At 74.4% G+C, this 12,876-nt stretch carries 10 protein-coding genes; 5 read left to right on the top strand and 5 right to left on the bottom strand.

Going from position 1 to position 12,876, the window contains the following annotated elements; all coding sequences use genetic code 11:
* Window positions 1-44: 44 nt before the first annotated feature.
* Window positions 45-1,682: an ABC-F family ATP-binding cassette domain-containing protein gene (locus tag FHX46_RS19335; RefSeq protein ID WP_167116954.1), complete on the top strand. Its 1,638-nt coding sequence runs from the start codon at window positions 45-47 to the stop codon at window positions 1,680-1,682.
* On the opposite strand, the gene FHX46_RS19330 is transcribed toward FHX46_RS19335, so the two are convergent.
* The 5 genes from FHX46_RS19330 to FHX46_RS19310 form a co-directional block, all read right to left on the bottom strand.
* Window positions 1,669-2,865 carry an MFS transporter gene (locus tag FHX46_RS19330; RefSeq protein WP_313886191.1) on the bottom strand — a complete coding sequence of 399 codons (1,197 nt, stop codon included), beginning with the start codon at window positions 2,863-2,865 and terminating at the stop codon, window positions 1,669-1,671. The two genes, FHX46_RS19335 and FHX46_RS19330, sit on opposite strands and share 14 nt — an antisense overlap.
* Window positions 2,866-3,003: 138 nt before the next feature.
* On the bottom strand, window positions 3,004-4,485 hold the full coding sequence (locus FHX46_RS19325) for a N,N-dimethylformamidase beta subunit family domain-containing protein (RefSeq protein WP_167116951.1): 1,482 nt from the start codon (window positions 4,483-4,485) through the stop codon (window positions 3,004-3,006).
* A complete protein-coding gene (locus FHX46_RS19320; protein ID WP_167116948.1) occupies window positions 4,482-5,645 on the bottom strand; it encodes an MFS transporter in 1,164 nt (387 codons plus the stop codon). The genes FHX46_RS19325 and FHX46_RS19320 overlap by 4 nt, the downstream gene beginning before the upstream one ends.
* Window positions 5,646-5,682: 37 nt before the next feature.
* Complete coding sequence (locus tag FHX46_RS19315; protein ID WP_167116945.1) at window positions 5,683-6,276, bottom strand: phosphatase PAP2 family protein; 594 nt, start codon at window positions 6,274-6,276, stop codon at window positions 5,683-5,685.
* A 7-nt stretch (window positions 6,277-6,283) separates the two neighbouring features.
* A complete protein-coding gene (locus FHX46_RS19310; RefSeq protein ID WP_167116941.1) occupies window positions 6,284-6,832 on the bottom strand; it encodes a Chromate resistance protein ChrB in 549 nt (182 codons plus the stop codon).
* Between the two features lie 136 nt (window positions 6,833-6,968).
* Between FHX46_RS19310 and FHX46_RS19305 the strand changes: the two genes are divergently transcribed.
* Genes FHX46_RS19305 through FHX46_RS19290 form a run of 4 tightly spaced genes read left to right on the top strand, consistent with a single transcriptional unit; the run spans window position 6,969 to window position 12,811 of the window.
* Window positions 6,969-8,444 (top strand): FAD-linked oxidase C-terminal domain-containing protein, encoded by a 1,476-nt coding sequence (locus tag FHX46_RS19305; RefSeq protein WP_167116938.1) that lies wholly within the window; start codon window positions 6,969-6,971, stop codon window positions 8,442-8,444.
* Complete coding sequence (locus FHX46_RS19300) at window positions 8,444-9,706, top strand: FAD-binding oxidoreductase (protein ID WP_167116935.1); 1,263 nt, start codon at window positions 8,444-8,446, stop codon at window positions 9,704-9,706. Before FHX46_RS19305 ends, FHX46_RS19300 begins: the two co-directional genes overlap by 1 nt.
* Before the next feature lies 1 nt (window position 9,707).
* Window positions 9,708-11,033: a (Fe-S)-binding protein gene (locus FHX46_RS19295; RefSeq protein WP_167116933.1), complete on the top strand. Its 1,326-nt coding sequence runs from the start codon at window positions 9,708-9,710 to the stop codon at window positions 11,031-11,033.
* A gap of 8 nt (window positions 11,034-11,041) precedes the next feature.
* The gene (locus tag FHX46_RS19290; protein ID WP_167116929.1) at window positions 11,042-12,811 is read left to right on the top strand and encodes an L-lactate permease; all 1,770 of its coding nucleotides are present in this window, start codon (window positions 11,042-11,044) and stop codon (window positions 12,809-12,811) included.
* Window positions 12,812-12,876: the final 65 nt, after the last annotated feature.

Here is a 12,876-nt window from a genome sequence, read left to right as displayed (position 1 = left end):
GTCACCCTTCGACCAAGGTCTGGCGCAACGATTAGGGTTGCCGGGTGAGTGCGACCCTCCTGGCGACCGGCCTGACCGCGGGGCACGGGCCCCGCGTCCTCTTCTCCGGCCTCGACCTCGTCGTCGCGCCGGGCGACGTCGTCGGGCTCGTCGGCGTCAACGGGGCGGGCAAGTCGACGCTGCTGCGGATCCTCGCCGGCCTGGCCCGCCCCGAGCGCGGCGAGGTGCGGCTCACCCCGCCGACCGCCACGGTCGGGCACCTGCCGCAGGAACCGGACCGCCGTCCGGGCGAGTCGGTGCGTGCGTTCCTGGCCCGGCGCACCTCCGTCGCCGCCGCGCAGGCGGAACTGGACGCCGCCACCGAGGCGCTGACCGCCGGAGCCGCGGGTGCCGACGACCGCTACGCGGTGGCCCTCGACCGCTGGCTCGCGCTCGGTGGCGCCGACCTCGACCACCGGGCGGCGGAGGTGACCGAGGAGCTGGGCCTGACGGTCGACCTGGACCAGCCCATGACGTCGCTGTCCGGCGGGCAGGCGGCCCGCGCCGGGCTGGCGTCGCTGCTGCTCAGCCGCTACGACGTGTTCCTGCTCGACGAACCCACCAACGACCTCGACCTGGACGGGCTGGACCGGCTCGAGCGGTTCGTCACCGGCCTGCGGGCGGCCACCGTGCTGGTCAGCCACGACCGCGAGTTCCTCGCCCGCACCGTCGACCGCGTGCTGGAGCTGGACCTGCCGCAGCAGCAGGTGCGGCTCTACGGCGGCGGGTACACCGCCTACCTGGAGGAGCGCGCGGTGGCCCGGCGGCACGCCCGCGCGGACTACGAGGAGTACGCGGCGACCCGTGCGGCGCTGGAAACGCGGGCGCGGACGCAGCGCGCCTGGATGGAGAAGGGCGTCCGCAACGCGCGCCGCAAGGCCGGGGACAACGACAAGAGCGGCCGCAAGTTCCGCGCCGAGTCCACCGAGAAGCAGGCCGCGAAGGCCCGCCAGACCGACCGGATGATCGAACGCCTGGAGGTCGTGGAGGAGCCGCGCAAGGAGTGGGAGCTGCGGATGGAGATCGCCGCGGCCCCGCGGGCCGGCACCGTGGTGGCGACGCTGCGGTCGGCGGTGGTCCGCCGCGGCCGGTTCACGCTCGGGCCGGTGGATCTGCAGATCGACTGGGCGGACCGGGTCGCGATCACCGGGGCCAACGGCGCCGGCAAGTCGACCCTGCTGGCCGCGCTGCTCGGCCGGGTCCCGCTGGACGAGGGCACCGCCGCGCTCGGCCCCGGGGTGCGGGTCGGCGAGGTCGACCAGGCGCGGCGGTTGTTCCTCGGCGACCTCCCGCTGGCCGAGGCGTTCGCGCGGGAGGTCCCGGAGTTCGCCGACGCCGACGTCCGCACCCTGCTGGCCAAGTTCGGGCTCGCGGCCGCGCACGTGCTGCGCCCGGCCGCGACCCTGTCGCCCGGCGAACGCACCCGCGCGGCGCTGGCGCTGTTGCAGGCGCGCGGGGTCAACCTGCTGGTGCTCGACGAACCGACCAACCACCTGGACCTGCCCGCGATCGAACAGCTCGAGTCCGCTGTGGACGGTTTCCCGGGCACGCTGCTGCTGGTGACCCACGACCGCCGCATGCTCGACGCGGTGCGCCTCACCCGCCGGCTGGCGGTTGCCGACGGCACGGTCACCGAGGGGTGACACCCGCGGACCGGCGGGCCGCGGTGATCGCCGCGGCGACGAGGATCGCCACCGCGCCGACGGCCGCGGTGGCGGGCCAGCCGAACCAGCCCACGGCGGCCGCACCAGCTGCGGTGCCGAGGCTGCCGCCGACGAAGTAGACGACCATGTAGGCGCTGTTGAACCGGGCGGGCGCCGCCGGGTCGAGCGCGAGCACGGTGCTCTGGTTGGCCACCTGGGCCGCGAACAGCCCGGCGTCGAACAGGCCGAGGCACACCAGGGTGAGGGCCGTGTTCGCCAGGCACACGGCGAGCGCCACCGCCGACGCGGCGGCGAGGGCGAGTCCGGCGAGGATCACCCGTCGCGCCCCCGCCCGGTCGGTCCAGGGGCCGGCGACCCGGGTGCCGGCGATGCCGAGCAACCCGGCCGCCGCATACGCGCCGATCCGCTCCGGTGAATACGAGAACGGCGGCTGGGACAACGCGACCGCGATGCCCGCCCACACGGCGCAGAACGCGAAGAACCAGAGGGCGCCGCGGGTGGCGGCGAGCCGCAGCAGCGGGAAACGGACGTAGAGCCGCGGCAACCCGCGCAGCGTGGCCAGGTAACCGGTTCCGGCGCTGCCCACCGCGGCGGGCAGCGCCAACCGGGCGGCGATCGCGATGGCGGCGCACGCGATCGCGAAGACCAGAAGCATGGCGCGCCAGCCGATCAGCCCGGTCAGCCAGCCGCCACCGATCCGCCCGGCGAGGATTCCCGCGGAGATACCCGAGGTCACCACCCCGAGGACGGTGGCCCGGCGCCGGGGATCGGCGAACCGGCCTGCCACCGAGCTCAGCTGCGCGCCCACCGCGGAGCCGGCGCCGATCGCGGCGAGCACCACTCCGAGCACCACGGCGGAACCGGCGGCCGCCGCCAGGGCCAGGGCGACGGCGAGCGCGGCGAACTGCGCGGCCACCACGGTGCGCGGCGGGAACCGGTCCACGAGCGGGACCAGCACCGCGAGACCGGCGAGATACCCGACCGGTCCGCACGCGAGCACCGAGCCGACCAGAGCCGCCGGGACCCGCAGCGCCCCCGCCACCTCCGCGATCGAGGGTTGCAGCGCGTAGAGGGTGGCCGTGCCGAGGGCGGCGGCGAGCGTCAGGAACCCCACGACCGGCGCGCGCAGCACCTGCGGGGCAGGCGAAAGAGTGGTTTGCACGGCACCGACGCTAGGGGTGGGAACGGCGTAAGGCTGGCGGAAACCCGCCACCACCGTGACCGGCGTAATCCGTTCGCGAAGTGGTGCCGGAACTGGCCGGCAGGCGGGAAAACCGGCCGGGCCGGGAGTCCTGTTCGGTCAGTGCACCCCGAGCGCGGCGAGGTTGTCGGTGGCGGGGTGGGTGGTGCCGGTGGGACCGTCGGCGAAGGCCCGCAGCAGCCGGGTCGTGATGGCGGTGACGGCCGTGTGCACGGCCGGGTCGGCACCGGACTCGGGGCAGCCGGGGTCGAGTCCGCAGATCCAGTACTGCGTGCCCGCGGAGAACACGGCCGCCCCGGAGGCGGTCGTGTAGTAGGTGGCGTCCGCGAAGTCCGGTTTCCCGCCGCACGTCAAGGGTGAGTGGAACAGCACCTCGATCGGCCGCGGTGTCGGCACCGAGAGGTCCACCCGCTCGTACTCGTTGCCCACCAGGCCGCGCAGGTGCTGTCCGTTGTGGACGATGCCGCTGAGCAGCCAGTTCTGCTCGTTCGCGGTGACGAGGTCGGCGTGCACCGGGTTGCACTGGTAGTAGTTGCCCAGCAGCACGCTTTCCGGCCGGGGGAACGGCGGCGAGCGCCACTCCGGTGTCGCCTCCATCGGGTCGGTCAGGTGCGCCGGGTCCTCGGTGAACGACTTGTAGTCGATCTCCAGCCGGTCCGCGCCGGTGGCGGTTGGGGCGAACCGGATGTGCCGGTAGATCTCGTTGCCGCCGAGGAACGCCAGGTTCACCCCCCGGTCCCGGGCCGCGGTGACGTTCGCGCGCATCGCGCTCGACCAGTACTCGTCGTGGCCCAGGGTGACCACGGCGCGGGCGCCGTCCAGCAGGTGCGGATCGGCGTGCAGGTCCACATCGGTCGCATACCCCAGCGGCAGGCCCAGGCCCTCCGCGAAGCGCACCATGGGCAGCTCGAAGTACCGGAAGTCGCCGGCGCCCTGCATGTCGCGCGCCTGGTAGGGGCGGTCGAACGAGACGGCCCGGGACCGCTCCGCCTTCCTGCCGCTCGGCGAGTCGTAGAGGCTGTAGCCGCCCCAGCGGTTGTACGCCTGCCAGGTGGTGACGGCGTTGACCAGCACGATGCGGCCCGCGTTGGACGGGGTCCGCACGGTCAGCGGCACGTACTGCTGGGCCTGGTTGTCGCCGTCCAGCCGCAACAGGTAGTCGCCCGGCGCCCAGCCCGCGGTCGGCACCTCCAGCGACGGCTGCCACGGCGCCACCACGGTGCTCGTCGGCGGCTGCACCACCGCGGCGGCCTGCACCCGGCCCGGCACCGGCCCGGACTGCCAGGTCTGCCGCGCCGCCGAACCGGGGTAGGCGCCCATGCGGAACGCGGTCACCGTGAACCGGGCGGCGGTGGTGCTCACGAACAACCGCACGGTGTCGCCGGGCAGTGCGCTCGTGCGGTCGGCGTAACCCTCGATGGCGTGCTCCCGCCCGGGATGCGTGATCTCCCAGCCCGGTGTGCCCTGCTCGGCCCCGGGCGCGGGTGCCGGAGCCGGAGCGGGCGCCGGGGGCGGTGCGACCGTCGGCGCCGTGCAGGCCGCCAGGAGCAGCGCGACCGCGGCGATGACCGTGCGTTTCATGAGCGGCCCTCCAGGACGAGCGTGATGGCGGTGAGCGCCAGCAGCGCCCCCAGGGTGAGCAGTCCCGCGTCCAGCGACGCCGCCACGGCGACCGCGCCGACCAGCAGCGGTGCGCCCGCGTCGCCGAGTTCGCGGCCGACTTCGGCGGCACCCATGGTCTGGCCGAGGCGTTCGGGTGGCGTCGTCGCGGCCAGGTGGGCGAAGCCGAGCGGGGTGGCCAGACCGACCCCGGCGCCGACGACGACCGCCGCGGCCAGCACGCCGCCGGCCCCGGGCACCAGCGCGGCGACGGCCAGCCCGGCCGCGGCCGCGGCGAGCCCTAGGGCCATGCCGGTGCCGTCGTGGAGCTGCCCGGCGTCGCGGGCCCGCCCGGCCCACGGCTGCACCAGCGACGAGCACACCGCGAGCACCGATACGGCCGCCCCGGTCGCCAGCGGCCCGAGCCCGGCCGCCGCCCCGCTCACCGGGAGGAAACCGACGCCGACGGCCAGTGCGCCGGTCGTGGCCGCGAGTGCCGCGGTCGGACGGAGGAAACCGCCCTGGCCCAGCCGCCGCACCAGGCCGGCGACCGTCTCGCGCGCCCGGGGCAACGGCGCCACCGCGGGCACCGCCACGGCCGCCCACACCGCGGCCGCCACCGCGAGCCCGGCGAGGACGGCGAACAGCAGCGGGAACCCGCCCAGCGTGATCAGCGCGCCGCCGAGGACCGGCCCGAGCGTGTAGCCGAGGCCCTTCCAGGCGCCGTACCCGCCGAACGCGCGGCCCTGCCGCTTCGCCGGGGACAGCCGGGCGACCAGCGCCCCGGCGGCGGGGGAGAAGGCCGCGGCGGCTGCGCCCTGACCGAGGCGCGCCAGCCCGACCAGCGCGGGATTGCCGGCCACCGCGAACGCCGCGGACGCGACCGCGAACGCCAGCAGCCCGCCCAGCAGCACCGGCCGCGGCCCGACGCGGTCGGCCAGCGACCCGAAGACGGGTTTGAGCACGACCTCGGCCCCGTCGTAGACCGCGAGCAGGAGCCCGAGCGTGAGCAGCGACGCGTGCTGACCGTGGGTGTAGGCACCGAGCCCGGCGGCGATGCTGTGCGCCCCGAAGGCGGTGACGAAGCCGGCCGCGTACAGGGGCCGTAGCGCACCGCGATGGCGGGTGACGGGTTCGGTCATCAGATGGCCGCCGGGTGCGGGTCCGGGGTGGTGCCGCTCATCGCGGCGCTGCCGGGCGGGCAGTCGTCAGCAAGGGGCGCAGCGGTGAGCGTTCGGCGAGGTGCAGCAGCCACTCCAGCAGCCGCCGCACCGCGAGGAAACCCAGCAGGGTCACCACGGCGCCCAGCACCAGTCCGGCGAGCACGTCACCGGGGTAGTGCGCCCCGATGTACACCCGTGCGAACACCATCACCGCCGCCGCCACCGCGGCGATCGCGCCCAGACCGCGGTGGACCAGGAACAGCCCGGCGGTCACCGCGCCCGCCATGACCGCGTGGTCGCTCGGCAACGCCGGATCCGTGCTGCGCTGCGCCAGCACCAGGATGCCCGGCAGCCTCGCGTACGGCCGGGGCTCGCCCACCAGGTCGGCCACCGGCTGGTTCACGCCGAGCGCGACGAGCATCGCCAGCGGGGTCCAGATCGCCGCGGCCATCTTCGCCACCGACGCCTGCCGCCGGGCGATCCACCAGCCGGCCAGCATCAGCACCGCGAACAGCGCGACCCCGTAGGCGGCGTAGGCGCTGACGACGCCGTGCAACCACGGTGTCGCGCGGGCGAAGTCGTTGATCCGCAGGAAGAGCTGGGTGTTCACGATCGCCTCACATCTGGTGCAGGGCCTCGAAGACCCGGTTCGTGTAGTCCGCCATCCGGGCCGCGCAGCGCTCCAGCCGCCTACCGGCCTCGGCCGCCCGGGGCGCCCCGAACACGTCACGGGCCGTGAGGTCGCGGTGCCACCGCCGCAACCGCTCCAGGCTCTGCTCCTCCTCCTCGAGCTCGGCCATCGTGAACTTGCGCCGGCTGATCTCCTTGTCGATCTCGGCCTCGAACTTGCCGCAGTCGGCCAGGAACTCCGCCCACTCCTCCTCGCGGTCGGCGGTGAACAGCGCCGCCAACCGCGCCCCGTCCGCCTCGGCGCGGCCCGCGGCCTCCAGCACGACCACCTCACCGCCGCCGCGCCGCGCGAGCTCCAGGACGCGCGACACCCCGGCGGCGAACCCCGGCACGTCGGGCACCGCCCAGGTGGCCTGGCCCAGCGACAGCGCGCCGACCCGCCGCAGCTCCCGCCAGACCGCCACCCGGTGCCGCGACGGCGACGCCGGCACGCGCACCAGCAGCACCAGCCAGCGAACCGGTTTCGCATCTGTCACACGCACGAATGTAGCAGCTGTTACACGGGGTTTGACGGCACGTGAGCCGGATTCTACGGTTTTCCCAAGGACAGCGACGTCCACACGAGTCGACCGGCCGTCCGGAACCCGTAGCAGGCAGGCACGGAGGGGCGCCATGACCATCGACGAGGCACCGGCCCTGACGGGGCTGGCAGAGCGGCTGCGCGCGGCCCTCGGTCCGGACGCCGTGATCGACGACCACCAGCGGCTGCGCACCTACGAATGCGACGGGCTCGCCCAGTACCGGGTCACCCCGGCCCTGGTGGTGCTGCCCGCCGACGTCACCGGGGTGGTGGCGGCCGTGCGGGCCTGCGCGGAAGCCGGCGTGCCCTTCGTCGCGCGTGGTTCCGGCACCGGGCTCTCCGGTGGCGCCCTGCCGCGCGCCGACGGCGTCCTGATCGTCACCTCCCGGCTGCGCCGCATCATCGAGATCGACGCGGCGAATCAGCGCGCCGTCGTCGAGCCCGGCGTGATCAACCTCGACATCACCAAGGCGGCCGGCGCCGACGGCTACTACTACGCGCCCGATCCCTCGAGCCAGCTGATCTGTTCCATCGGCGGCAACGTCGCCGAGAACTCCGGCGGCGCGCACTGCCTCAAATACGGGTTCACCACCAACCACGTCACCGGCGTGCAGTTCGTCGCCCCGGACGGCGAGGTCGTGCGCCTCGGCGGGAAGGCACCGGACGCGACCGGGTACGACCTGCTCGGCGCGATCGTCGGCTCGGAGGGCACGCTCGGCGTGGTCACCGAGGTCACCGTGCGGCTGGTCCGCGAGCCCGAGGCCGTGCGCACCCTGCTGGCCGGATTCGCAGGTGTCGACGACGCCGGGGCCGCGACCTCGGCGATCATCGGTGCCGGCGTGGTGCCCGCGGCGATGGAGATGATGGACGCCCTGGCGATCGAGGCCGCCGAGGCGGCGGTCCGCTGCGGTTATCCCGACGGGGCGGGCGCGGTGCTGATCGTGGAGCTGGACGGGCCCGCGGCCGAGGTGGAGGCGCAGTTCGCCGAGGTCGAGCGGCACTGCCGCGCGCACGGGGCGTTCGAGATCCGCATCGCCGCCGACGACGCGGAGCGCGCGAGCTTCTGGCGGGGGCGCAAGTCCGCGTTCGCCGCGGTCGGCCGGATCAGCCCGGACTACATCGTGCAGGACGGCGTCATCCCGCGGACCGTGCTGGCCGAGGTGCTGCACCGCATCGCCGAGCTGTCCCGGGAAACCGGCATCCGGGTGGCCAACGTCTTCCACGCCGGGGACGGCAACCTGCACCCGCTGGTGCTCTTCGACGACGCGGTGCCCGGCGAGGCCGAGCGCGCCGAGGAGGTCTCCGGCGCGATCCTCGACCTGTGCATCCAGCACGGCGGCTCGATCACCGGTGAGCACGGCGTGGGCTCGGACAAGGCGAAGTACATGCCGCGCATGTTCAGCGACGCCGATCTGGACACCATGCAGCTGCTGCGGTGCGCGTTCGACCCGGGCGGACTGGCCAACCCCGGCAAGGTCTTCCCGACCCCGCGGTTGTGCGGGGAGGTGCCCGGACGGCACAAGGGTGCGCATCCGTTGCAGGACGCCGGAATCGCCGAGGTGTTCTGATGCGCGCGGCCGGCGAGGAGGTGCTCGGCGAACTGTCCGCCACGGCCGCCGCCCGGCCGGCCGGGGAGGACGACCGCGTCGACGGCGTGCCCGCCCGCGTGGTCGCCGAACCGTCCACAACGGACGAAGCGGCCGCCGTCCTGCGGGTCGCCGCCGCCCGCGGCCTCGCCGTCGTGCCGCGCGGCACCGGCACGAAACTGAGCTGGGGGCACCCGCCGGAGCGCGTGGACGTCGTCCTGGACACCGGCCGGATGGACCGGGTGATCGAGCACCGCGCCGGCGACCTCGTGGTGCACGTGCAGGCCGGGGTGCGGCTGGACGCCCTGCAGGAGCACCTCGCCGCGGCCCGGCAGCGGCTGGCCATCTCGCCGGTGCGGCCGCCCGGTGCCGGGCCGGGCACCGTCGGCGGGGTCGTCGCGACCGCGGCGACCGGTCCGCTGCGGCTGTCCCACGGCGCGGTGCGCGACCTGCTCATCGGCGTCACGATGGTGCGCGCCGACGGGACGGTCGCCAAGGCCGGTGGCAAGGTCGTCAAGAACGTCGCCGGCTACGACCTGGGCAAGGTGCTCACCGGCGCGTGGGGGACGCTCGGGTTGGTCACCGAGGCCGTGTTCCGCCTGCACCCGCTGCCGCCGGCCGCCCGCTGGGTCGTCGCGCCGGTCACCTCGGCGGCCGACGCGCACGACAAGGTCCAGCGCGTGGTGCATTCGTCGGTCATGGCGAACGCGCTGGAACTCGACCGCGCGGGCGACGGCTCCGCGGCACTGGCGGTGCTCGTCGAAGGAATCCCGCAGGGCGTCGACGACCGGGTGCGCACGCTGCTCGGCCTGCTCGGTGACGCCGGTGATGCTGAAGTCACCGACGTCCCGCCGGGCTGGTGGGGCCACGCCCCGTGGGAGCGGGGCGGCGTGGCCCTGCGGCTCACCCACGAGATCGCCGCGCTGCCCCGGCTGCTCGACGCCCTCGACGACGCGGGCCGCCGGTGCGGTCTCACGGCGGCGGTGCGCGGCTCGCCCGGGGTCGGCGTGCTGCACGCCGGGCTGCCCGCCGATCCCGGCGCGGTGCCCGCGTTCGTCACGCGGCTGCGGGAGGCGTCGCCGGCCTGGGGCGGGGACGTCGTCGTGCTCGACGCGCCCCCGGCGGTCAAGGCCGGGCTCGACGTGTGGGGACCGGTCCGCGGGCTCAGCCTGATGCGCCGCGTCAAGGACCAGTTCGACCCGGACCACCGGATGGCACCGGGGCGTTTCGCAGGAGGGATCTGAGATGACCGGCCCCGCGTTCGACGAGCACCACCCGCCCTCGGCCGACCTCCTCGACGACTGCGTGCACTGCGGGTTCTGCCTGCCCACCTGCCCCACCTACCAGCTGTGGGGCGAGGAGATGGACTCGCCGCGCGGCCGGATCTACCTGATGGGCCTGGGTGTCGAGGGCGAGCCGATGACGCCGGAGATGGTGCAGCACTTCGACGCCTGCCTCGGGTGCATGGCCTGCGTGACCGCCTGCCCCTCGGGCGTGCAGTACGACAAGCTGATCGAGGCGACCCGCGCCCAGGTCGAGCGGCGCCACCCGCGTCCGCCGCGGGAACGCCTGCTGCGCAACGCGATCTTCAGCGTCTTCCCGTACCCGCGGCGGCTGCACGCCCTGCGCGGACCGCTGCGGGCCTACCAGGCCAGTGGCGTGGGTGGCGTGGTGCGCCGCGTGCTGGGCCGCGCGTTCCCCCGGCTGGCCGCGCTGGAGTCGCTCGCCCCGCCGCTGGGGCCGTTCGAGAGCGTGCCGGAACGGATGCCGGCGCGCGGTACCCGGCGGGGCACCATCGGCATGCTGCTCGGGTGCGTGCAGCGCGAGTTCTTCCCCGGCGTGAACGCGGCCACCGCCCGCGTGCTCGCGGCGGAGGGCTTCGACGTCGTGGCCCCGCGCGTCCAGGGCTGCTGCGGTGCGCTCAGTGTCCACAACGGACGCGAGGACGAGGCGCAGTCGTTCGCGCGCAAGCTGATCGACGCCTTCGACGAGGCCGGTGCGGACTGGATCGCGGTGAACGCGGCCGGGTGCGGCTCGGCGATGAAGGAGTACGGCGACCTGCTCGCCGACGACCCGGCTTACGCGGACCGGGCACGCGAGTTCGCCGGCCGCGTGCGGGACGTGTCCGAACTGCTCGCCGAGCAGGGCACGGTGGCGCCCCGGCACCCGCTCCCGGTCACCGTCGCCTACCACGACGCCTGCCACCTCGCGCACGCGCAGGGGATCCGCGCGCAACCGCGCCGGCTGCTGCGCGAGATCCCGGACCTGATCCTGCGTGAAATCCCGGAAGCCGAGATCTGCTGCGGCTCGGCCGGGATCTACAACATCCTCAACCCCCGCGCCGGGGGTGAACTCGGCGAGCGCAAGGCGCGCAACGTGCTCACCACGGGCGCGCCGCTGCTGGTCACCGCCAACCCGGGGTGCCTGATGCAGGTGGCTGCCGCGCTCGACGCACTCGGCGAGCCGATGCGGCTCGCCCACACGATCGAGGTGCTCGACGCCTCGATCCGGGGACTCCCGGCCGAGGAGGTCGGGTGGGCGCGATCGCGCCCGGACGCTCCGCTTCCGTGAGGTGATCGATGTACCGGCAGGTTCTCGACCCGGTCGCCGGGTCGCTCGCGTGGTCCTCGCTCGTCGCGGCGATTCCGCTGCTCACACTGTTCGTCCTGCTCGGCATCCTGCGCATGACCGCGTGGCTGGCCGCGCTGATCTCGCTCGCGGTCTCCCTGGTCGTCGCCATCGTGGTGTACCCGATGCCGGCCGGGCCCGCGTTCCTGTCCGCGTCCGAGGGCGCGGCGTTCGGGTTCTTCCCGATCCTGTGGATCGTGATCAACGCGATCTGGATCTACAACATGACCGTCGCGACCGGGCACTTCGACGTGCTGCGGCGCTCGTTCGCGCGGGTCAGCGACGACCAGCGGATCCAGGGTGTGATCATCGCGTTCTCCTTCGGCGCGTTGCTGGAGGCGCTGGCCGGGTTCGGCACGCCGGTCGCGATCACCAGCGTCATGCTGATCGCGCTGGGTTTCCGGCCGCTCAAGGCCGCCACGGTCGCCCTGGTCGCCAACACCGCACCGGTGGCGTTCGGCGCGCTGGCCGTGCCGATCACCACGCTCGCGACCGTCAGCGGGCTGCCGCTGCACGCGCTGTCGTCGATGGTCGGCCGGCAGACGCCGGTGCTCGGCGTGTTCGTGCCGCTCGCGCTGGTGTTCATCATCGACGGCAAGCGCGGGATGCGGCAGACCTGGCCGGCCGCGATGGTGTGCGGCATCGTGTTCGCGCTGGCCCAGTTCGCGGTCTCCAACTACGTCGGCGCACCGCTGACCGACATCGTCGCGTCGCTGCTGTCCGCCGGCGCGGTCGTGGTGTTCCTGCGCGTGTGGCGCCCGGCCGAGTCCTATGTGGAGGGCGTCGGCGTGCGCACGACCGCGGGCGCGGCAGCCGCCGCGGCCGGCGGTACCGAGCGCACCGGTGGCGGGTCCACCGCCACGATGGCCCGGCCGCCGCGGCCACCCGCCGGCGGCGGGAACGGCGGAACCGGCGAAACCGGCGGAACCGGCGGGAACGGCGGGATGGCCGCGGAATCCGGCCGCGGCGCGGAACGCGACCGCGGGGTCGAGGTGTTCCGCGCCTACGCGCCGTACCTGATCATCATCGCGGTGTTCGCGCTGGCGCAGGTGCCGGTGATCAAGGACGCCCTCACCAGCGTCACGAAGACGTTCAACTGGCCCGGGCTGCACATCCAGTCGTCCAGCGGCAAGGCGTCCACCCTGTCGCAGTTCAAGTTCGACTGGCTGGACGCGGCGGGCACCCTGCTGATCATCGCCGGCCTGCTGACCATCCCGGTCATCGGTATCCGGCCGGCCCGCGCCCTGCGCGCGTACCTCGCCACCTACCGGCAGCTCGCCACCGCGATCGTCACGGTGATGGCCGTGCTCGCCCTGGCCTACGTCATGAACGCCAGCGGCCAGACCGCGACGCTGGGCACCTGGATGGCCGGCGCGGGCGGGATCTTCGCGCTGATCTCGCCGATCCTCGGCTGGCTGGGCGTGGCCGTGACCGGTTCGGACACCTCGTCGAACTCGCTGTTCGGCGCGCTGCAGGTGGTGGCCGCGCAGAAGGCGGGGCTGTCGGCCACGCTGCTGGCCGCGGCCAACTCCTCCGGTGGCGTGCTCGGCAAGATGATCAGCCCGCAGAACCTCGCGATCGCCGCGGCGGCGGTCGGGATGGCCGGCCGGGAGGGCGACCTGTTCCGGCGGGTGCTGGTGTGGAGCCTGGTGTTCGTCGCGGTGATGTGCGTGCTGGTGTACCTCCAGTCGACCCCGGTGCTCGGGTGGATGGTGCCCTGAGAGGACGCTGAGCGGGAAAACGCCCGCCACCGGGCCGGTCGCGCCCGCGCCCACTACATTGACGC

The sequence above is a fragment of the Amycolatopsis viridis genome, assembly GCF_011758765.1.
Taxonomy (GTDB): Bacteria; Actinomycetota; Actinomycetes; order Mycobacteriales; family Pseudonocardiaceae; genus Amycolatopsis_E; species Amycolatopsis_E viridis.
This window is presented reverse-complemented; position numbering and strand designations above follow the sequence as displayed.

Bases quoted from the DNA above. Each gene is read 5' to 3' on its own strand.
- FHX46_RS19305 (WP_167116938.1), top strand. From the start codon at position 6,969: ATGACCATCGACGAGGCACCGGCCCTGACGGGGCTGGCAGAGCGGCTG.
- FHX46_RS19295 (WP_167116933.1), top strand. From the start codon at position 9,708: ATGACCGGCCCCGCGTTCGACGAGCACCACCCGCCCTCGGCCGACCTC.
- FHX46_RS19300 (WP_167116935.1), top strand. From the start codon at position 8,444: ATGCGCGCGGCCGGCGAGGAGGTGCTCGGCGAACTGTCCGCCACGGCC.
- FHX46_RS19325 (WP_167116951.1), bottom strand. From the start codon at position 4,485: ATGAAACGCACGGTCATCGCCGCGGTCGCGCTGCTCCTGGCGGCCTGC.
- FHX46_RS19290 (WP_167116929.1), top strand. From the start codon at position 11,042: ATGTACCGGCAGGTTCTCGACCCGGTCGCCGGGTCGCTCGCGTGGTCC.
- FHX46_RS19320 (WP_167116948.1), bottom strand. From the start codon at position 5,645: ATGACCGAACCCGTCACCCGCCATCGCGGTGCGCTACGGCCCCTGTAC.